General features: G+C 56.6%; 14 protein-coding genes. 6 read left to right on the top strand and 8 right to left on the bottom strand.

Features of this window, described 5'->3' with window-relative positions; all coding sequences use genetic code 11:
- Positions 1 to 55: 55 nt before the first annotated feature.
- Both thiC and M4951_RS09205 read right to left on the bottom strand, forming a co-directional pair.
- Positions 56 to 1,393: a phosphomethylpyrimidine synthase ThiC gene (thiC, locus tag M4951_RS09200; protein WP_262026187.1), complete on the bottom strand. Its 1,338-nt coding sequence runs from the start codon at positions 1,391 to 1,393 to the stop codon at positions 56 to 58.
- Between the two features lie 168 nt (positions 1,394 to 1,561).
- The gene (locus M4951_RS09205; RefSeq protein ID WP_262026188.1) at positions 1,562 to 2,908 is read right to left on the bottom strand and encodes a cytochrome c; all 1,347 of its coding nucleotides are present in this window, start codon (positions 2,906 to 2,908) and stop codon (positions 1,562 to 1,564) included.
- A gap of 1,369 nt (positions 2,909 to 4,277) precedes the next feature.
- Between M4951_RS09205 and M4951_RS09210 the strand changes: the two genes are divergently transcribed.
- Both M4951_RS09210 and M4951_RS09215 read left to right on the top strand, forming a co-directional pair.
- On the top strand, positions 4,278 to 5,174 hold the full coding sequence (locus M4951_RS09210; protein ID WP_262026189.1) for a DUF1559 domain-containing protein: 897 nt from the start codon (positions 4,278 to 4,280) through the stop codon (positions 5,172 to 5,174).
- A gap of 263 nt (positions 5,175 to 5,437) precedes the next feature.
- On the top strand, positions 5,438 to 5,839 hold the full coding sequence (locus M4951_RS09215; RefSeq protein ID WP_262026190.1) for a hypothetical protein: 402 nt from the start codon (positions 5,438 to 5,440) through the stop codon (positions 5,837 to 5,839).
- Between the two features lie 256 nt (positions 5,840 to 6,095).
- Here M4951_RS09215 and M4951_RS09220 read toward each other — a convergent pair whose 3' ends face one another.
- From M4951_RS09220 to M4951_RS09230, 3 genes are all read right to left on the bottom strand, one after another.
- The gene (locus M4951_RS09220; protein WP_262026191.1) at positions 6,096 to 6,362 is read right to left on the bottom strand and encodes a hypothetical protein; all 267 of its coding nucleotides are present in this window, start codon (positions 6,360 to 6,362) and stop codon (positions 6,096 to 6,098) included.
- A 130-nt stretch (positions 6,363 to 6,492) separates the two neighbouring features.
- Positions 6,493 to 9,381, bottom strand: coding sequence for a serine/threonine-protein kinase (locus tag M4951_RS09225; RefSeq protein ID WP_262026192.1), 2,889 nt, complete (start codon positions 9,379 to 9,381; stop codon positions 6,493 to 6,495).
- 121 nt (positions 9,382 to 9,502) lie between these two features.
- Complete coding sequence (locus M4951_RS09230) at positions 9,503 to 10,276, bottom strand: FHA domain-containing protein (protein ID WP_262026193.1); 774 nt, start codon at positions 10,274 to 10,276, stop codon at positions 9,503 to 9,505.
- Positions 10,277 to 10,425: 149 nt separating this feature from the next.
- On the opposite strand from M4951_RS09230, the gene M4951_RS09235 reads away from it, so the two are divergent.
- Both M4951_RS09235 and M4951_RS09240 read left to right on the top strand, forming a co-directional pair.
- Positions 10,426 to 11,652, top strand: coding sequence for an NAD(P)/FAD-dependent oxidoreductase (locus M4951_RS09235; protein ID WP_262026194.1), 1,227 nt, complete (start codon positions 10,426 to 10,428; stop codon positions 11,650 to 11,652).
- 195 nt (positions 11,653 to 11,847) lie between these two features.
- Entirely contained in the window at positions 11,848 to 12,720 is an 873-nt protein-coding gene (locus tag M4951_RS09240) for an HDOD domain-containing protein (protein ID WP_262026195.1), read from the top strand.
- Positions 12,721 to 12,823: 103 nt separating this feature from the next.
- On the opposite strand, the gene M4951_RS09245 is transcribed toward M4951_RS09240, so the two are convergent.
- Together M4951_RS09245 and M4951_RS09250 are read right to left on the bottom strand one after the other, a co-directional pair.
- The gene (locus M4951_RS09245) at positions 12,824 to 13,120 is read right to left on the bottom strand and encodes a hypothetical protein (protein ID WP_262026196.1); all 297 of its coding nucleotides are present in this window, start codon (positions 13,118 to 13,120) and stop codon (positions 12,824 to 12,826) included.
- Between the two features lie 54 nt (positions 13,121 to 13,174).
- Positions 13,175 to 14,026 (bottom strand): DUF1559 domain-containing protein, encoded by an 852-nt coding sequence (locus tag M4951_RS09250; protein WP_262026197.1) that lies wholly within the window; start codon positions 14,024 to 14,026, stop codon positions 13,175 to 13,177.
- 560 nt (positions 14,027 to 14,586) lie between these two features.
- On the opposite strand from M4951_RS09250, the gene M4951_RS09255 reads away from it, so the two are divergent.
- A complete protein-coding gene (locus M4951_RS09255; RefSeq protein ID WP_262026198.1) occupies positions 14,587 to 15,660 on the top strand; it encodes a leucine-rich repeat domain-containing protein in 1,074 nt (357 codons plus the stop codon).
- Positions 15,661 to 15,934: 274 nt separating this feature from the next.
- Positions 15,935 to 16,723, top strand: coding sequence for an HPP family protein (locus M4951_RS09260; RefSeq protein ID WP_262026199.1), 789 nt, complete (start codon positions 15,935 to 15,937; stop codon positions 16,721 to 16,723).
- 82 nt (positions 16,724 to 16,805) lie between these two features.
- Here M4951_RS09260 and metH read toward each other — a convergent pair whose 3' ends face one another.
- The gene (gene metH / locus M4951_RS09265) at positions 16,806 to 20,525 is read right to left on the bottom strand and encodes a methionine synthase (protein WP_262026200.1); all 3,720 of its coding nucleotides are present in this window, start codon (positions 20,523 to 20,525) and stop codon (positions 16,806 to 16,808) included.
- Between the last annotated feature and the right edge of the window lie 293 nt (positions 20,526 to 20,818).

Consider the following 20,818-nt stretch of genomic DNA (forward strand, 5'->3'; position numbering starts at 1 on the left):
CGTTCCGCCGTGGCGGAAACGCTTTTGGGTGATGGGAGCTCTCGCCGGCGCCAGACTATTCGGGGGTTTCAGCCAGTTGGATCAGGCCCCCTTGTTCGGCCGCCATCTCTCGAATTTCTTCGGTGATCTTCATCGAGCAATACTTCGGACCGCACATGCTGCAGAAGTGAGCGCTTTTGAAGGTGTCCTGCGGCAGAGTCTGATCGTGATACGCTTTGGCGGTCTCCGGATCGAGCGAAAGACGGAACTGCTCGTTCCAGTCGAAGCCAAACCGGGCACGGCTGAGCGCGTCATCACGATCTTGGGCGCCGGGGCGCTTGCGAGCGACATCGGCCGCGTGGGCCGAGATCTTGTAAGCGATCACCCCTTGCTTGACGTCTTCGTTCTCGGGCAAGCCCAAGTGTTCTTTCGGCGTCACATAGCACAGCATCGCGGCTCCGTGCCAACCGGCCATCGCGGCGCCGATTGCGCTGGTGATGTGGTCATAGCCGGGAGCAATATCGGTCACCAACGGACCGAGCACGTAGAACGGGGCGCCGTCGCAGATTTCCTGCTGACGTTCCATGTTCATTTGGATTTGATCCAACGGAATATGGCCCGGACCTTCGACCATCACCTGCGTGCCGAGCTCACGGCCCCGCATCGTGCATTCGCCCAGTACGTCCAGTTCGGCAAATTGCGCTTCGTCTGACGCGTCGGCGATCGAACCGGGACGCATGCCGTCTCCCAGACTCCAGGTGACGTCGTATTCTCGCATGATGGCGCACAGATCGTCGAAGTGCGTCAGCAACGGGTTTTGCTTGCGGTGCGCCATCATCCATTTGGCGATCAACGAACCGCCGCGGCTGACGATGCCGGTCACGCGATGCGTCGAAAGATGGAGATGCTCGAGCTTGATGCCGCAGTGGACGGTCATGTAGTCGACCCCCTGCTTGGCCTGATGCTCAACCATATCCAGGAAGTGCTGCGGACGCATATCTTCGATCGTGCCGCCCAGTTCTTCCAGCATCTGATAGATCGGCACGGTGCCGATCGGGACCGGGCTGGCCTCAATGATCTTCTTGCGGATGCTGTCGATATCTTTGCCGGTCGACAAATCCATCACCGTATCGGCGCCAAAGTGAACCGCGGTGTGTAGTTTCGTCAGCTCGCTATCGCTATCGCTGGTGACCGCCGAATTGCCGATGTTGGCGTTAATCTTGCAGGTAGTCGCCAACCCGATGCCCATCGGCTCGAGCCGACCGGCCAGGTGGACTTTGTTCGCGGGAATCACCAAACGGCCAGAGGCGACCTCGTCGCGGACCAACTCGGCGCTGATATTTTCTCGCTTCGCCACGAACTCCATTTCGGGGGTGATATTGCCTGCACGGGCCTGAAGCAATTGCGTGGTCATCGTTACCCAATCCTTGCTGCGGCGCGCCTAGCGCCCTAATGTGAAGCGAACTCGTTGAGTCGTAACCGGAAGCAGCGTTACGACTTCGGTTGACAGTCCATCGTATCGGCCTTAGCCCGAAGGTGTCAATCTGGCGTAAGAGCGCCAAAGGGGACGATTCGGCCGAATTTACAGAGTTTTCAGGTATTCAAGCACCGCTCGCTTTTCTGCGGCAGACAACTCATCGGGGTAGTCGTGCCCCGTCGCGCTTTTGCCGAACTTGCGCGTGTCAAAATAGGTGCGCTTCTCGTCGCGACGCGTCACGCCAGGCGGCATGGTCGAAAACGCTTCGATCGTCAGCCCGCTGTGCTGTTGGTCGTAGTCGCCGCTGGTCCGCCGCCAGACCGTCGGTCGCTCGGTCGGGTTCAGAATGTGCCAAAGCGTGGGGACCGATCCGTTGTGCAGGTACGGCGGCGACGCCCAGACGCCAGACAAATGGGGCGCGACGTAGCCTGGGGTGTCATCCGCCGATTTGGCGCCGCGGTTGTAATCGTTGAACCAACTATCGCCGTACACTTTGCGAGCGGCCGGCGAGAGCGCCTCGTAGCGGACCGGATCGGTGCCGATTTCGGCAATATCGACAACCACCGAAGGGTACTTCTCGCCGGTTTCGTACTTCCCGTGACACTGCGCACAGGTTTTCTCAAACGCAATGCGCCCCTGCTCTGCTAACGGGCGATCGATTTCGAAGGGATATTTGGGGGCTTCCAGCGATTGCAGATAGGCATAGACATGTTCAAAGTCTTCCTGCCAACCGCGGAACTTTTTAGGGCCATTCTCGCGAGCCAGCGCAAACTGCATGAGCCCCTTGCTGCTTTTCGGCGCGAATGCGTCGCAGTAGAGGTAATCCTTGGCCGAGAAGCTCCACCAGGCAGGAGCATCCATATCGTGATGCTTGGTTGGCGGAAACCCAGCGCCGCGATGCACGTTTAGATCGGCGTCGCGAAAGCTCATTAAGATGACGCCAAACATCACGGCGTTGGTCGTCCCGTTGGTTCCTCCCAGCGGAACCAATGCCGAGCCATAGTCGGACGTCAGCAACTTTTTGCCCAACAGCATCTTGGCGATCCGAATATCATCGGCCAACGTTTGCATCGCATAGCGATGATTGGGAGCGCCGGGGATGACCTGTCCTGCAACTTCGCCGCCGTGACAGGTAAAGCAATTGGGAGTCCAATCGCCGTCGTCGCTGACGACATATTGCAGCGGCTTGTCAGGATTGTCAGGTCGTGGAGTGAGCCCGTACCGCTCGTAGGCCAATTTACGGCGTTGATCAGGCGAAGCTTTCTCGGCCAACTCCTTGAGTTCTTGGGGCCAAACGCGCCAAGTATTGTCGAAGGTCTCCTGATCCCAATAGGGCGAGATCAGCGGCTTATCGACAATGACGCGGTACCCTTTCTCCGGATCTCCCGCCGCAGCGAGCGAAGCTCCGCACAGAAGCACAAACAAACCAAGGGGAATCAGGCGAAACTTCATACCGGTAACCATAAGCGCAGACGATCTCCATCCTTCCGACCGCAAGAGAGCTGGAATTATAACCGACCGCAGTGCAGATGGAAAAACAACGCCGGGAAGGCGCGTCCCATAACGCCCGTTTCTAACGCAAAATTGTGCGCCCTAATCCCCCCCACTCTTAGTGGTCCGACGCGCGAGCGAGGGAAAACTGGCCTCCATTTTCAATGACAAATGAAGAACCCCGAATGTCGAAGGAAAGACCGAAGCCCCGAAATGACGAAACCGCTTCCCGCCAGGGAATTCTTCCCTAGCCGCGCTGGCTTCGCCATTCCCGCAACGTTGGACCGGACCGCCTTGTTTTTTTGTCCAACGGGCCGAACCAATCCAACACTAGCCCGAGTGCGCAAGCCAAGGAAATGCGGTCTCCATTTCAAATGATGGAGGCCCGATTGAACAACGTTGGACAGGACCGGACCGCCTTGTTTTTTTGTCCAACGGGCCGAACCAATCCAACACTAGCCCGAGTGCGCAAGCCAAGGGAATGCGGTCTCCATTTCAAATGATGGAGGCCCGATTGAACAACGTTGGACAGGACCGGACCGCTGAATTTTTTTGCCATCCAATTCCCCAATCTGCCTAAGGGTTGATTGGGGCGATTTTGCGATGCGGCACGGCACTGCCCTACGATTTCACCAATTGACTGGACCGCGCAGCAGTCCCCGCCGCGCCGTCCATCCCAGATCGCCGCCAAATCCTCACCCCACAATCGACCCCAAAACCGTGCGTATTGTCTAGAGACAATTTTGAGCGAGATTTCGATGGCGGCTAGCGCTGCCATCCATCCAATTTCTTTGGCTCGGCGGGACGCCCCAACTTGGCCTAGAGCATCGTCGCAAAACGATGCAGCCTTAGGTAAATGTCTCGGCTCGGCATGCCTTGTTCAGCGACCCAACCAAGATCAATCGCCAAGCATCCTTTGGTCAGCCGTGGTAGCAAGTGAAGAGACTGGCTGAAAAGGGCCAGCGCCACACCGATGAGAATGGAATTCGCCACGGGCGCCGTGCCGAGAAAATTTTCCACCTACTTTCTTGACGCTCACGCCCAGTTACGTCCCATCGTGAAAAATTTTGGAATCTATTACCTTTTCCTGGTATAGTTTTTGATTCGCTGCTTGAATATTGAGAGTGTCCTCAGTCCACTCTTTCGAGGAGCCTTCAACCGTTCTATCCGTGATCATCCCCTGTTATTTCTGGAAAGAGCCCCCGGACTGGAATCCGTGAATCGTATGTCCGGACCATCCCATTTTCCTTGCGGGTTGATCCTTATTTCATCTCCTTGAAGGCAAACGCTTTTCAACCTCAATCCCATTCTGCTGAAAGGTCTAATAGCCATGCTTTCTCGTTCCTCGGTTCGGACTAATGCCGGTTTTACGCTTGTAGAACTGCTAGTCGTGATCGCCATTATCGGAGTGCTGATTGCCCTCCTTTTGCCAGCTGTCCAGCAAGCGCGAGAAGCGGCTCGGCGAAGTTCATGCACCAACAAAATGAAGCAACTGGGACTCGCGCTGCACAACTATCACGATACATTCGGCGCGTTTCCTTACGGTTGCCGTTCTGGATCTTCCTTCGTGAGCTGGCATGTCCCCATTCTACCTTTTATCGAACAACTAAACCTGTACGAACAATTCGACACGACGAAATCGTACGGTTCGTCGCCGAATGCGGCACTGCGGGAAGTGAAGGTCGACGCCTATTTTTGCCCCAGCGGTACTGAAGAACGTGCCGATGACAACACCGATTTTTACACGGCGCATTACTATGGGGTGATGGGGCCGACGGGGGATATCCCCGGAACCACCAGTTCGACCTACCCGGAGCAGCCCTCCGAGAATCCCAGCTTTGGCGGTTTCTCAAAAGCCGGCATGTGGTTTATGGGGGAAGTCCGTCGACTTCGTGATGTGGTCGACGGGACCAGCAATACGCTGTTCCTGGGAGAAATGTCTTGGTCCGACCGTAACGGTAAGCAAACCAAATACCGCGAGTGGACCCGCGGCGGCAGAGATACCAGCGATGGTTGGATGATTCCCTGCAAGAATGTGGCGTTCCCGATCAACTCGGACCAAGTCAGCATCTTTAACGACATGAGCTTCGGCAGCAATCATCCTGGAGGTTGCCTCTTTACCCTGGGAGACGCCTCGGTTCGCTTTGTGCCTGAAACGGTGGACTTTGACTCCTATCTTTCCACCGCCAGCATGAACGGGGGAGAAGTCTTTTCACTGAATAACTAGCGAAAACTTTGCCCCCGCATAACAAACGCGTCCCTGCTAAATTTTCAGCACACGCGTTTGGCAAGCTTGGGGGGGCCTGATTTAAAAATCTGGACCACCCGAGTAACACGTGAAACGGGCCCATGTTCAGCCGTCAGCAGAGAGGGAGTGAAGCGTTCTCCTCTCCTCTTCACTTTTAAACTGCATCGGCGCACGGCGCCCCGTTTGTCTATTCACATTTGTTTTCAACATGATCATCCCTTCGGAAGGGAGTTAGTCCTAGAATGGTTCGCACGATTTCACTCGCCCCTGTTCTGCTCGTCCTGGCTGCTCTGGCCACAACCGGCTGTCGGCAACAACCCGACGGCTATTCGATTTCCGGCAAGGTCACTTATCAGGGAAAGCCTGTGCCGCGAGGGACGCTGCTTTTGCGGCCCGATTCGCAGAAAGGCAACTCCGGCCCCGGGGTCCTGTTTGATATTGTGGATGGCGCCTACGAAACGACCAGCGAAAATCGAAGCGTCCACCAAGGGGGCGCCTATAAGGTGCAAATCCACGGTTTCGACGGCAACGCGAAACCCAGCTCGGAACTTCCCCTGGGACAGATGTTGTTCTCGAACTACTCCACGTCGGTCGAATTACCGAACGAAGAAGCCACAGGAATCGACTTCGAAGTGAAGAAGTAGCTTCTCAAAACGCCGCGCCAGGACAGCGTCCCTCTGAATCGCCCGGCAGCAAGTGTCGTTTGTTGTTCCTACAGAAATGTCATCATCTCTGAAGACATTTTTACTCACCAAGAACACAGAGAAGAAAAGGTCTTGATTGGATCCATCTTGGGTCACTTCGGCTTGGTATCGCAGTTGGCTCAGGGCCTTGGCGAGGACAAGCGAGTTAAGTGGAGCGAGTGTGGCCAAATCCATCACGCTTGCTCCACCCATCCGATTATTCGCCAGGTTGTTGGGACGCATCCTCCTTTTTCTTGTTTGCGTCGACCGTAACTCGGCGCTGACCGACCGGGAGGTTGATTCCCAGATGGGCCAGCGAAGCGAAGAGCACGCCGGAGAAAAAGACTTCGTCCAGATTGCCGACGAAGGGGAGATTGTCGGGAATCTCAAAGATGCCCATCGTGATGTTCGAGAGGTAGATGACCGAAACGATCACTCCGGCAATGGCCGTCGTCGCTGACGCATAACTCCGATTATTGGCCATGGAGCGACTCCCTGTTTCGTCTGAATCGTAAACGCTGATTTATTGCCTCTTCTATTGTATACCATGGCCTGAGAATCGTCCCTGATTTGAAGTGAGAGCAGGCACGGCTCACCGAGCCATGGCACACGCACTAATCTTCAACGTCATCGCCGAAGAGGATCATGCCGATGGCGAAGAGGGTGAGGCCGACGACGCCGGCGAGGAAGCCGGCGTGCAGCTTTTCGCTGACGTCAGGGATGCCGAGGCCGGCTCCGTAGAGGACCACAAACGCCGCCGGCCAGGTGAATAGACTCAATCGCCAACCGCCGAAGAAGGCGGAACCGACGAGGATCAGTCCGGCGACTCCGGCGGCGAAGGTCGAGACGTAGTTGGCGATCGCGACGGTGACCATCGGCACGGCGAGCGTATCGTAGGTTCGCTTGGTGTCGAGTGCGGCGGAGGCCAGATCTCCGCTTAGGAGATTGTTTTGATGCAGCCAGGCGACGCAGCCAAACAGCAGCGCAGCGCCAACGACGATCCGCAGCGGCGCTCCGGTTGCCAACGCGAATGGTGTCGCGAGCAAGTTTTTGACCGAGATCGGCGCGTTGGGTTGAGCGGTTTGCGTTTCTTTCATCAACTGCTGCATACGGCTGCGGCGCTGGGCGGCCGCTTGGCGGGGATCAAGCGAGACGGCCTCGTCGGGATCGATCGCCGTTTCACGCTGATGGATCGCGTCATCGATGATCGCCTGGGCGGCGCGATCGGCGGCGGCTTCGGCTTCTTCGACGGTCGCGCCTTCGGCCTGCAAGCGTTTCGCTTCGATGCTGGCCAAAAGGCGCCGCTCCCGCGTTTCTTTGGCGGCGGAGATGCGGCGATCGCAATAGCGCACGATCGGATCGCGCCACGCAGCGAAGGTCCGATTCTTTTCTGATCCGCCGCTGCGACTGAGAAAGTCGCGGGCATGAATTTTGGCCTGATAGCCGAAGAGTTCTTCAAAAACTTCTTCCCAGTCGGCGCCTGCATATTTGACTACGAACGAACGGACTTCCGCTTCGTCGAGCCCGCGCAGACGCAGCGACTTGAGCAGTTGCTCGATCTTCTCCATCGCCGTCTGCCGCTGTTTGTGCAAAGTACGGTCGACGATGAAGTGATAGGCGGCCGCGGCGGCGATCGCCAGGATCATGCCGCCGATCGCGGCGACAAACGTGCCGGTCGCGGCCAACAGCAGTAAGGCCAGCATCGCGCCGCCAAGATACTTCAGCCAATCGATGAGCGACGACGAGAAGAGGAACTCACGCAGCTTGCGATACAGGAAGTCGCCAGAGAGAACGCCGGAAATCACGAGATAAGCGATCGGCGTCGTAGCGGCCATTATGAGCGCCGCGACAAACAGGCCGCCCATGCCGAAGACGGCGCTGCCGAGCATCACGGCGACCAGGATACCGGCGGTCGCCAAAAAGCAAGATTTCCGCAAGGGGCCAGCCGTCGCCGAATTGAACTGGGTGACCCCTGCTTCGAGCATGTCGACATGCTGTTTGCCGGGTGAGAAGGTCCCGGTTGGCCCCATGCCGAGATACTCTTCCAGCTTCTTGATCACTTCGGCCAGGCTCGACGCGCGCTGATCGGGATCTTTGGCGACCATCCGCATCGTAACGTCGGCCAACTGTTTGGGCACATGCTTGGCGACGGCGTCCGGACGTACGATCGGCAGTTCGAGGTGTTTGGAGATTACCTCCATCGCGGTCGAACCTTCAAACGGCGGTCGACCGGTCAGCAGCGCATAGAAGGTGCAGCCGAGAGAATAAATGTCGGCGCGATGGTCGACGCTGGATGCGTCGCGAGCTTGCTCAGGAGGCATGTAGGCCGGCGTTCCCATCGACATGTTGGCGATGGTCGAACTGGCGCTGCGGCGTTTTAAAAGTTCTTTGTCAACGCCGGCAGAAGATTGCTCGTCGACGTCAGGAAGTTTGACCAATCCAAGGTCGGCGACTTTCACCACGCCTTGGGCGTTGACCATCAAATTGTCGGGCTTTACATCGCGATGGATGATGCCGCGTTGATGGGCGAACTGCAGACCGCGGGCCGCTTGCAGGATGTATCCGACGGCGACATCACGGTCGAGTTTGCCGGTTTCTTTGAGGAGGGCGCCCAACGATTGGCCGTTGACCAACTCCATGCTGAAAAAGTGGACTCCTTCGTCTTCGCCCATGTCATAGATCTGGACGATGTTGTGATGGGTGAGCTGGGCGGCGGCGTACGCTTCGCGCGTAAAACGGGAGATGAAGACCGGATTGGTCGCCCATTTGGCTTGGATGGTTTTAACGGCGACCTCGCGATCGAGCGACTTTTGCCGCGCGAGATAGACTGCTCCCATCGCCCCTTTGCCTAGAATGCGAATCAAGCGATAGCCTGCCAACGAAGCAGGCATCGTTTCGTCAACAGTCGCCGATTCAGCGTCCTCTTCATCTTCGGGCAATACGGCGGCGGTCGCCAATGTGGCCATCGCTCCATCATGCGCCGTCGGACGTTGCGGCATCGTCTCCGAAAATTCATCCGGTTTGACCGGCGCGGGAACAATGTCGTCAGCCTCAGCGGGCAGGTCGTAGCTGGGGCGACTGAGCAGCGGTTCGTCTTCATCGTTCGCTTCGTCCCGCTCGTCGTCGACGCCGGCAAGCGAGTATTCGTCGCTAGTGAAAGTTTGCAGCGCTTCGCCGTTGCTGGCCGACGCATGACCATTGGTCGCGTGGGTGGGTTGGTTTTCTTCGTCCTCTTCTAGGCGGGTCGCCACCGGCAACGTCGCCGAGGCGTCAACCGCCGTCGCGTGACTTGATTGACGACTCTTGCTGGAGATGCCGAGCGAAGCGCGCATCTCTTGACGGATTTCCTGCAGCGTTTTGACGACGATTTCTTCGCTTGCATCTGCGGAGGGGACGCCGATATAGAAGAGTTCTTGGCAGTTACGGCAGCGAGGGCGATAGTGTCCCGGCGCGATGTTCGTCACTTCCATCGACGATCGGCAATAGGGACATTTCAACCACATAGGTCATTCACGGGAGTCAACGCGATAAAGGGACGCAGCGCCGCAAGAAATAGAGACGACTGCGTCGCCTAGAATAGTCGACGGACGTGAAGAAATGGTGAAGCGAACGCAAGCGCTGTCGCTAGGCGACGGTCAGCGAGAAGCGTTGTTCGCCGCAGTGAAAATAGCCGCCGCGGCCGATATTCAGCTCTTTGATCCGCAGCCAAATGCCGTTCAGCGATTTGGCGTCATCAATTATCCAGCGCCCCTGTTTGTCTTGATAGATGCGGGCATGCTGCGGGCTGACGGTCGGATCATTGACCAAAATTGAGCATTGCACCGGATCGCTGCCGATCCAATGTTCTTTCTTGGTCAGCTTGTGGCGTTTGCCGGCGCCGTCGTAGTTGATTTCTTGCAGGCACGGAACGAGCTCATCGAGCCCCTCCTGGGCCACATCTAGCAGTTCTTTTTCCCCTTCGAGCGTGGCGCCGATGTCGCCGCCTGGTCGCGGCGGAATTTGGCCGAATCGTTTGCCGCCGATCATCATCACCTGATTTGGTTTGACGATGATCTGCGTCGCGCGCACAAAGGTGCCGTTGGTGGAGCCCAAATCACGCAGCACCCAGTCAAATCCGCCGGGGCGTTCGCGCCTTTGAATTTCGAGATGCCGGCTAGAAATCTGGCTGTCGTGCGGGATGATGAGGTCCCCTTCGGTTCGCCCGATGACAAAAGAGGACTTGCGAATGCGAAAAATGTCGCCGGTTTCCGCCCCATCATCGTAAACGATCAGCTTGGCCATCGGCGGCCGTAGCGTCGGACGATAACGCGAAACTTCGATGCTGCGCTGCTCGGCAAGAAGATCGTCTTCGTCGCCGATGCCAAACAGGGTGGATTGTCCGGGTGGTTTCGAGTCCATGGCCGCGTCTGGAAGAGGGAATTCGGATGAATTTCGAAGCTGTCGTTTCCGCCTGAGGAGCTATTTTAGTGACGAATTCCGCATAGGGATGATTCGTTTATTCTCGGTTCATGTAAACTTCATGTTTTGCTCTCGTGTGATAGAGACCTGTGGACAAAGCGGAACTGACAATCATCGGCGGAGGCGCCGCCGGACTGATGGCGGCGATTTGGGCGGCCCGCACCAATGCGGATCGCCGGATCGTGGTGCTGGATGGCGCGGCGCGGCTGGGAGCGAAAATCTTGATCGCCGGCGGCGGTCGCTGCAACGTGACGCATCACCAGGTTTCGGCCGACGACTTTTGCGGCGCTAGTCGTAATGCGATCAAAAAAGTGCTGGCTCGATTTCCGGCCGCAGCGACGGTCGAGTTGTTCGCCGAACTCGGCGTGCGATTAAAACGGGAAGAGACCGGCAAACTGTTTCCGACCACCGATCGCGCGCAAACGGTCTTGGATGCGCTGATCAACGAGACGCGGCGGCTCGGCGTTTCGATCCTGACCAAGCGCCGCGTGACGCGACTTGCTCGGCAGGAAGATGAGTCGCTGGCCGTCAGCGGACAATGGGGAGAGATTGTCTCGCCGCATGTGATCCTAGCGACCGGCGGCAAGAGCGTGCCGAAGACAGGCTCGGACGGATTTGGTTGGGAGCTGGCCAAGCGTCTCGGGCATACGCTGACTCCCCGCATCTTTCCGGCGCTCGTTCCTTTGGTCGCCGCCGACGATTGGCGCCCGAAAGAACTATCAGGCGTCAGTCTGCCGGCCGAACTTTCGGTCCATAGCGCCACCGGCAAACGCTTGACTACGGCATCTGGCGATCTGTTGTTTACGCATCGCGGGCTATCAGGCCCGGTGGTGTTGGACATCAGTCGACATTATCTGAACGCGCTGGAAGATGACGCCGCAGCGCAGTTGCGAGCCAACTGGCTTCCGGGAGAGAAGAGCGAAGATTTCGATGGCCAATTGCAAACGCTGGGCGCGGCGCTGGTGCGAAAATTTTTGCGTGAGAAACTCCCCGCGCGTCTGGCCGATTTGTTGCTAGAGCTGGCGGAAATTGACTTTGAACGAAGCGGCGATCAGTTGGATCGCGCGGCGCGACAACGACTCGTCCGGCTGACGACGGCCATGGAAACTCCGATCGTAGGAAACCGGGGCTTTGCCGTGTCTGAAGCGACGGCCGGCGGCGTTCCGTTGGATCAGATCCAATTGAAGACGATGGAGTCGCGGCTTTCTCCGGGCTTGTTTTTGTGCGGCGAAATCTGCGATGTCGATGGTCGGATCGGCGGCTTCAACTTCCAATGGGCCTGGTCAAGCGGGCATGTAGCGGGGGTTTCGGCTTAGATAATCAGAGCTTGCGCCGAGTAGCCGCTACGACCGATACAAGCGACAGCAACTCGAGAGCAGATGCTGCGGGAAAGCTGGCGCGAAGTCGGAAATACGACATATCTTTCAACTATGTCGCTTGCGCGTTTACGGCGAATCGCCTGCGCTCAAGAGAGGATCGTGACTTATCGGGGTAAAGGAGAGTGAGCCAACATGTCGGTGGCGACGCTCAAAGTATTGAATGAAGAAGCGCTGGACATCTTGATCCAGCGGATCGATGAGGTCTCGTCACTTCCGCAAATTGCCATCCAAGCGATGGAGATCGCAAGCGCCGAAGAATCCAGCGCCTCAGAGCTGACGGCGATCGTCGAATGTGACGTTGCGTTGTCTGCACGCATCTTAAAGCTTGTTAATTCGTCCGCTTTCGGCTTGCGTAACCAAGTCACCAATCTACAGCAAGCGATCGCTTATCTGGGGATGAAACAGGTACGCAACTTGGCGATTACGGCAAGTGTTAGCGAGCTGTTTTTGGGGGGAGATGCGGTCGGCGCCTACAGTCGGTCGGGACTTTGGGAGCATATGGTCGCCGTAGGAATTGCGGCTCGAATGTTCGCCAAAAAACATCAGATCGGCGACCCGGAAGATGCGTTCATCGCCGGTCTGCTACATGATCTGGGGATCGTGATCCTCGATCAATTTCTGAATACGCGCTTCGCGATGATGCTGAACGCAATGACGTCGCAACAAGTGCAAGTACGCTGGGAGCAGCAATACTTTGGCTTTGATCACACCCAGTTCGGCGAGCGAATCGCACGGCACTGGAAGTTTCCGGAACTGGTGGTCGACACGATTCGTTACCACCACATGGCCGGCGTTTATCGAGGCGAACATTCGCAGATGATCAAAGCGGTCGAGATGGGCAACATGGCGATGAACGAAGTCGGGATTACATCGCTGGGCGCCAAGTACAATCGAATCTCGATGGCCGCGCTCAACGGCTTTGATATGACCATCGGCGATTTATCGCGCTTCGCGGAAGAGGTCAAAGTGGAGTTGGTGAAGTATCAGGATTGGTTGGTGCCCTAAATTTTCGTGCGAGAGTGATCGCTCAAGAAACGAAAAAGCCTCGCCGCTTCCCGAAATTGGGATCGACGAGGCGTACTTGTTTTCGAACCGCTGGTCACGAACTTTATTGCGACAGCGATGACTGAAATTTGCGCGGGTTCATTTCAAACTCGGCCATACATTCGTCGGTGCAGAAAAAGACGGGCGTGCCGGTCTTCTCACTTTTCTGCGGCGCTCCCTCTTTGGAGAGCAGCTCTTTGCAAACGACGCAACTCCATTGGTTGATCGCTATTTCTCGATCGCCTTCAGGGAGTTGGTTGAGTATTTCCGTATTGAGATCGACTGGCGATGGTTCGCTTTTACCGCAACCGATGACGCCGGCCAACAGGCAGACCAGCGCCGAAAAACGAATCAGATTCATAGATGGACTTTCGTTCCAACGGAGGTGAGGAAAGTAGTAGCGGTGAAAAGGCGTTTAATAATCGCTTTTCACAATTCCCGAACCACGCTCGGCGAGTAATTGCCAGGTTGTTCCGTTCACGGTTTCGCTCACAAAGTGGACGGAGCCGTCGCAGAAAACGAACTGGGCGCCGCCGGGATGATGGCTGGAATAGGCCCAAGCTTCGGTGCCGTTGAGACGCATTGCGGCTGAATCGTAGGTCGCCCACATGACAGACGCCCAGCCGGCGGAAACGTCCGAATTAACGCCTCCGTAGATGGCGCCCTTGTGCGGTTTGTTGTTGTAGGCTCGTTCACCGACCAGCAGGACGTTGGTTGTGCCGTCGGTCACATCGCGAAACTTTGTCTTACTTCCGTTGTACAGAACCCCATTGCCGGGATCGGTATGGTGACCGCCGGTACTACTGGATCCCCAGACGCCGACATAATTGGAAGTGCCAAAGCTGCCGCGATTGGTGTTGATGTCAGGTCCAATGTCGGAAGGACAGCGATAGCCGGTGATCGGCGTTTGCATCAGGATCCGCAAATCGCCGCCGGTGCTGCCAGAGGTGACGCTGGTAGGAAAAATATTTTCATTGGGATCAATCGCGTCATGGAGAGCGGTTTGTTCGACAAACGGCATAATAAAAACGCCCCAACCCCAGCCACGATAGACCGGTTGTCCGCCGAAGGCTGGTGGAAACGACAAGTGCGTATCGTGATAGTTGTGCATCGCCAACCCGATCTGCTTCAGATGGTTGGTGCAGGTCATCCGCCGCGCCGCTTCGCGGGCTTGTTGTACCGCCGGTAACAGCAGCGCGATCAATACGCCAATGATCGCAATCACGACCAGCAATTCGACCAGAGTAAATGCGTGACGAGTTCTCATGGGATTCTCTTTGGACTGCCTAGAAAAGGAGAAGAAGGACAATACAGTGAAGCATCGCGTCAAAAAATGACGTTAGAGATTGGTATGTCGCGTTATGCTCCCCTCCTCAAAAAGGAAGATCACGCAGAGAATGGGCAAATGACGGGAGAAGCGACTTCGTTGGACAGACGCGAGTCGCCAACGCTGAGGAAATACGTGTAAACACAAATCTTAGCACTCTCGCGTTTTTTTGCTAGCGATAATTCGCACATCCTATGCCAAGCTGATATCGCGGGAAATAGCCGAAGAATCGGCTGATTTCCCCGTTCTTTTGCTCCCAAGCTACGCAAGGATGCTTAACTCTTTTGCAAAGAATGCGCGGATGCGATTTGTGGAAGCTATTGCAGTCGACGTTGTGATAAGATGTTGTCGAGTAGTGATGATGTTTTTGCGCTGATTAGTAGGTCAATGATTGAATTGAGTCGGTCTGCCTGGCGGATCCGATTAAATCACGTTTCGGTTGATCTTCCGTGTTTGTTAGAATGCACGTTTTTCCCTTTCCTTCCGCCGGACACTGATTGATGCCTCGTCCCTGCCGTATGTTGCTCTGGAGCGTTCTGTTGTTCTCGGCGGTCGGCTGTCTGCCGCAAGATATCCCGGTGGCGAAGAAAGAAACCTTTCCGCTTGATCCGCCTGCCGTGGAGCGATTGGGAAGATTGGGCGCGAAAATCTCGCGTTCCAGCAACAAAGCTCCGATTGGGATGGATCTGAGTCGCGTGGTTGCGACCGACGTCGACTTTCGTGGTTTGGGAGAAGCGGTCACGCTGCGCAAGTTGTCGTTACAGGATGTCGGGATGACCGACGAATCGGCGAGCGAATTGGCGGACTTGACGAAGCTCCAGTCGTTGGATTTGCGGGGAGTTTCGATCACCGGCGACGCGCTGCGATCGATTGGCCAGCTGACCGAACTGGAGCGTCTGCTTTTTCGTGGGCAGCCGATTCGGGACGTCGATTTGGCGCAGCTCGCACCGCTGACGAAGCTGAAGTTGTTAGGTCTGGATGAGACCGAAGCATCGGCGGCTGGGCTTGAGCATTTGCAAAGTGCTCAGGGACTGAAGGAACTGTATCTGTTCAGAACGCCGACGGTCGATGAGGATCTTGTGGTTTTGACCAAGTTTCCCGCTTTGGCGAAATTGCGTCTCCGCGGCACCGAAGTAACCGGCAAAGGAATGGCGGAGCTGGCGAAGATCGGCTCGCTGGAGGATCTGGACGTCAGTGAGACGAAAGTCGATGACGCTGGCGCCGCCGAGATCGCCAAGCTATCGAAGTTGACCGATCTGAATCTCTGGAAAACCAAGGTCACCGATGCGTCCCTACCCGACTTGGCGAAGCTGACGACGCTAGAGCGGCTGAATTTGGACGCCAATAATCTGACCGACGCCAATTTGGCGCAGCTGGCGGCGATGCCGAACTTGAAATGGCTGCATCTGGGATCGACTTCGGTCACCGACGCCGGAATCTTGGAATTGGCGAAGTCAAAATCGCTAGAAACGTTAATCGTCACCCGGACGAAAGTAACCGACGACGGAGCGGTCGCTTTTGCGGCGGCAGCTCCAAAGATCACGCTGCAACATATCTACCAGGTCGAAGAATAACGCGCACCTATGCGGCAAGATCGTTGCGATCGTTACAAGCGCTCCGTATCTGCGGATGGTGCGCAAGATACATCCCACCGGGATTGTCGTCGCGACCCCCGGGCGCGTAGGTTCCCCGCAAAATCGACGTAGCCGTTTGCCAGGAACGATTTGCGAAATTTGCGTGCTATAGTTTCGTGATGCCAGAGATGTAGCTTGGCAGAGACCAAATCACTTTTCCTGGAAAGTATCTCGCCGTTCGCCCATGCCATCACTCGATACAATTTCTGAAAAATTGAGCGGCTCTGTCCGTGATGTGATGACGGTCAAAGTGCATACCGCCACGGTGGGTACGCATGTGAAGATCGTTGCCGAGCTGATGGCGCGCCACAACCTTCGTCGCATCATCATTGTCGATGATAAGAAACGCGTGATGGGAGTCGTATCGCAACGCGACGTGGTTCGCTCGATGATGAAGCCGGAAGAGCCGGATGAACTGGCGCGAGAGATTCAACAGCTGATTACGCGCGAACGACCGGTGACAGTCTCGCCGGAAGTTCCCTTGGCCAAAGCGGCGCTTGTGCTGGCGACCAACAAGATCGGCTGTTTGCCGGTGGTTGGACTGCGACAAGAGCTGCGCGGCGTATTGAGTACGTCTGACTTGATTCAGCACCTGGCCGACGTGCAGGAAGGGGAAGTCGAAAACGCTTTCCGCATGTACTCTCCGTTGAACGAAGCGAAGGTCCGGATCCCGGCCTACATTCGCAAGGTGAACGGCGACCTGGTGATTCCGATGAACAACATCAAGAACCGCAAAGCTCGGCTCGATCGCGTGGTCCTCGGGTACGATCCGCCGAGCGGACGCATCCTGGTGAAGTTTGTCCGCGGCGCCGCCGAAGACGCGATCGCCACCAAGATCGCCGACAACAACTTGGTTATTCCGGCGCACGGCTTTGTGCGGCACTTCGACCTGATCGGCAAGTCGGCGGCGTTTGATGTCGCAGACCACAACGAGAGCAAGTTTCTAGTGCTCGCGCCGCGACAGTCCGGCGATAACGCGCCCCCGGCAGCTGGATCGACGTAGACGCCGACCCTCTGGCGAAGTTGCGTTATTTCGCCAACCATGCAGCGGCAAAAACTAGCGGGACAGGCTACGAAGTTGACGATTACTTCTCGTCGGGATCGTAACCCAAGTTCGGCGCGAGCCAACGTTCCATTTCGGCCAGCGTGCAGCCCTTGCGCTTGGCGTAGTCGGCCACTTGTTCGTGCGTCATGCGATCGACGGCGAAATAGCGGGACTGGGGATGTCCGAAGTAGAGCCCAGAGACGCTCGCCGCCGGGAACATCGCCAGGCTTTCGGTCAGCTCGATATCGGTGTTGTCTTCCGCTTTTAGCAATTCGAACAACAGCCGCTTTTCGGTATGGTCAGGTTGTGCCGGATAACCGGCGGCCGGGCGAATGCCGCGATACTTCTCGGCGATCAACTCTTCTTTTGAGAGGTTCTCGTCGACGCCAAAGCCCCAGTCAACTCGTGCCCGCGCGTGGAGCCATTCGGCGAACGCTTCGGCCAGACGGTCGGCGAGCGCCTTGGTCATGATCGAATTGTAGTCGTCAAAATCGGCGTCAAATTTGGAGGCGAGTTCTTGGCAACCGATCCCGGACGTAACCGCGAATCCGCCGAGATAGTCTTTGCGGCCCGAGTCGATCGGTGCGATGTAGTCGGCCAGCGCGCGGAAGTCTTTCTGCCCCTTGCGTTCCCATTGTTGTCGCAATGTGTGCATGCGGCCGATTTCGGTTTGTCGCGACTCGTCGCTGTACAGCACGATGTCGTCGCCGTCGCTATTGGCTGGCCAAAATGCGTAAACGCCGTTGGCGGTAAGCAATTCTTCGGCGATGATTTTGTCGAGCAGCGTGTTGGCGTCGTCAAACAGTTTCTTCGCTTCCTCGCCGACAAACGAATCCTCGAAGATTTTCGGGTACTTTCCTTTCAACTCCCACGACATAAAGAAGGGAGTCCAGTCGATGTACTCGCGAAGTTCCGCCAGCGAAACTTTCGGTAAGGTTCTTACTCCCAAGAAACTGGGAGTGCGAATGTCGACGGTGCTCCAGTCGGTCGCGAACTTGTTGCGGCGAGCATGATCCATCGAGACAAGTTTCACCTCTTGCCGTTTCTTATAGGAAGCGACCAGATCATCCTGCAGTTTTTTGTTTTTCACCAAAAACTCTTCACGCATCTCGTCGCTCAGCAAGCGATCGACCACGCCGACGCTGCGTGACGCATCGAGCACATGGACCGTCGTGCCGCTATAGGCGGGCGCAATTTTCACGGCGGTATGTTTAGCGCTGGTCGTAGCGCCGCCGATCAGCAACGGGATGGTGAACCCGGCCGCTTCCATCTCTTTGGCGACATGGACCATCTCATCCAAGCTGGGCGTGATCAGTCCCGAAAGGCCGATCGCGTCGACGTTATGCTTTTTCGCGGCAGCCAAAATTTTGTCGCACGAGACCATTACGCCGAGGTCGATCACCGAGTAGTTGTTACAACCGAGGACGACGCCGACGATGTTTTTGCCGATGTCGTGGACATCTCCTTTGACGGTCGCCATCAAAATTGTGCCGCGCACATCTTGCGCCACTTCGCCAAGTGCGATCTTCTCTTCTTCCATGATCGGCAGCAGATAGGCGACCGCTTTTTTCATCACGCGGGCGCTTTTGACCACCTGCGGCAAGAACATTTTGCCGGCGCCAAACAGGTCGCCGACGATGTTCATCCCATCCATCAGCGGACCTTCAATGATTCGCAGGCAGCGCTCGTAGTGTTGACGCGATTCTTCCGTATCTGCGACGACGAACTTGTCGATCCCTTTGACCAGTGCGTGCGATAGACGTTCTTGGACCGACAGTTCACGCCAGGAGAGATCTTCGGAGACGGCGGAGCCGCCCGCTTTGCGATCTTTGACCGTTTCGGCGTAGTCGACCAGACGTTCGGTCGAATCGTCGCGACGATTGAAGAGGACGTCTTCGATCAGCTCACGAAGTTCCGGCGCGACGTCATCATAGACCGCTAATTGGCCGGCGTTGACGATCCCCATGTCGAGGCCCGCTTTGATCGCATGGAACAGGAAGACGGCGTGAATCGCTTCGCGAATAAAGTCGTTGCCGCGGAACGAGAATGAAACGTTGCTGACGCCGCCAGAGATCTTGGCGCCGGGGCAAACCTGTTTGATCTCGCGGCAAGCTTCGATGAAGTTGATCGCGTAGTTATTGTGCTCTTCGATGCCGGTGGCGACGGTCAAAATGTTCGGGTCAAAGATGATGTCGCTCGGCAGAAAGCCGACCTCGTTGACCAGCAGGTCGTAGGCGCGTTTACAGATCTGAACTTTCGGCTCTTTTTCGACGGCCTGGCCGGTTTCGTCAAACGCCATGACGACGACGGCGGCGCCGTAACTGCGGACCAGTCGCGCTTTGGCCAGAAAATCGGCTTCTCCTTCTTTCAAGCTGATCGAGTTGACGATCGGTTTCCCCTGCACGCAGCGCAGGCCGGACTCGATCACCGACCACTTCGAGCTGTCGATCATGATCGGCGCTTTGCAGATGTCTGGTTCGGCGGCGATCAGATTCAAATAGCGGGCCATCGCCGCTTCGCCATCCAGCAAAGCGTCGTCCATGTTGATGTCGATCACGTTTGCGCCGTTGTTGACTTGTTCGAGCGCAACGGCGATCGCTTCTTCGTACAGTTCTTCTCGAACCAAGCGGGCGAAACGGCGCGAGCCGGTCACGTTGGTCCGCTCGCCGATCATCGTGAAGTTGGAGGTCGGCAGGATCGTCAGCGATTCCTGGCCCGAAAGACGCGTGTAATCAGGGGGCGTTGCGCGGGTGCGCGGCGCTTTGTGCTCGACCGCTTCGGCGATCGCTTTGATATGGGCCGGCGACGTGCCGCAGCAACCGCCGACGATGTTCAGCCAGCCGCTATCGGCGAAGGTGACCAGGGTCGCCGCCATTTGTTCCGGCGTCTCGTCGTACTCGCCAAACTCGTTCGGCAAGCCGGCGTTCGGATGGCAGCTGATATAGGCGGGCGAAATCGATGCGAGCTCTTGGACGTAGGGACGCATCTTGTCGGCGCCCAAAGCGCAGTTGACGCCAACACTGAGCAGCGGGAAGTGTGCGACCGAGTTCCAAAACGCTTCGACCGTCTGACCGCTGAGCGTGCGACCGCTTTCATCGGTGATCGTCACCGAGGCCATCACCGGCAGCACGACGTTGTTGTCGCGGAAGTACTTTTCGATCGCGAACAGACAAGCTTTGAGATTGAGCGTGTCGAAGGTGGTTTCGGGGAACAGAAGATCGGCGCCCGCTTCGACCATCGCGGCGATCTGCACCAGATACGAGTCGACTAACTGCTGGAAGGTGACATTGCGGAAGCCGGGGTCTTCGACCTTGGGAGACATCGACGCGGTCCGACTGGTTGGTCCGATCGACCCAGCGACGAAGCGCGGCTTGTGCGGGGTCCGCTGGTTGAACTCGTCGACCACTTTGCGTGCTAGCTGAATCGCGGCGACGTTGACGTCGGTCGCCAGGTGCGAAAGATCAAATTCTTCCATCGCGACCGGGGTCGCGCCAAAAGTATTCGTTTCGATGATATCGGCGCCAGCTTCCAGAAAGTCGCGATGGATCTGCTCGACGATCTCGGGACGCGTCAGACAAAGAATGTCGGTAAAATTTTTCAGGTCTTTATGGAAACCGTCAAACTGCGGACCGCGCACCGCGTTTTCGTCCAGTTTGTATTTCTGGACCATCGTTCCCATCGCTCCGTCGAGGATGAGAATCCGCTTGTCGAGTTCCTGGTAAACGAGATGCTTGCTATCGTTTGGGGTCGCGATCGCCATTCTTGGGTCTTTTTTTAGCCGCCGGCGGCTGCCGTACGGACTTGGTCAGAGCAATGCTGTCAGCAAAGGAAGATTTGTAGCCCTCTAAGTATCCCAGATTGCCATTTATGCGACAAGGTTCATCTCAAAAGCAGTTTCCGCAAAACTTCGCCTAGTCGGCAAAGTCAATTTTTCTTATCTAACGCTCAAGATCTGCAGACTCGGTACCCGATCCGAAGAGATGACGGACCAGAATTACGCCACGAAGGCGCCGAGATTGAGAAAATAGGCAAGGAAGCCAAGACGATGACAAA

It is taken from the genome of Blastopirellula sp. J2-11 (assembly GCF_024584705.1).
Lineage (GTDB): Bacteria > Planctomycetota > Planctomycetia > Pirellulales > Pirellulaceae > Blastopirellula.

Excerpts from the sequence above, each read along its gene's own strand:
- M4951_RS09225 (WP_262026192.1), bottom strand. The coding sequence starts at position 9,381 with ATGTGGTTGAAATGTCCCTATTGCCGATCGTCGATGGAAGTGACGAAC.
- M4951_RS09245 (WP_262026196.1), bottom strand. The coding sequence starts at position 13,120 with ATGAATCTGATTCGTTTTTCGGCGCTGGTCTGCCTGTTGGCCGGCGTC.
- M4951_RS09210 (WP_262026189.1), top strand. The coding sequence starts at position 4,278 with ATGCTTTCTCGTTCCTCGGTTCGGACTAATGCCGGTTTTACGCTTGTA.
- thiC (WP_262026187.1), bottom strand. The coding sequence starts at position 1,393 with ATGACCACGCAATTGCTTCAGGCCCGTGCAGGCAATATCACCCCCGAA.
- M4951_RS09230 (WP_262026193.1), bottom strand. The coding sequence starts at position 10,276 with ATGGACTCGAAACCACCCGGACAATCCACCCTGTTTGGCATCGGCGAC.
- M4951_RS09250 (WP_262026197.1), bottom strand. The coding sequence starts at position 14,026 with ATGAGAACTCGTCACGCATTTACTCTGGTCGAATTGCTGGTCGTGATT.
- M4951_RS09215 (WP_262026190.1), top strand. The coding sequence starts at position 5,438 with ATGGTTCGCACGATTTCACTCGCCCCTGTTCTGCTCGTCCTGGCTGCT.
- metH (WP_262026200.1), bottom strand. The coding sequence starts at position 20,525 with ATGGCGATCGCGACCCCAAACGATAGCAAGCATCTCGTTTACCAGGAA.
- M4951_RS09255 (WP_262026198.1), top strand. The coding sequence starts at position 14,587 with ATGCCTCGTCCCTGCCGTATGTTGCTCTGGAGCGTTCTGTTGTTCTCG.
- M4951_RS09205 (WP_262026188.1), bottom strand. The coding sequence starts at position 2,908 with ATGAAGTTTCGCCTGATTCCCCTTGGTTTGTTTGTGCTTCTGTGCGGA.
- M4951_RS09220 (WP_262026191.1), bottom strand. The coding sequence starts at position 6,362 with ATGGCCAATAATCGGAGTTATGCGTCAGCGACGACGGCCATTGCCGGA.
- M4951_RS09240 (WP_262026195.1), top strand. The coding sequence starts at position 11,848 with ATGTCGGTGGCGACGCTCAAAGTATTGAATGAAGAAGCGCTGGACATC.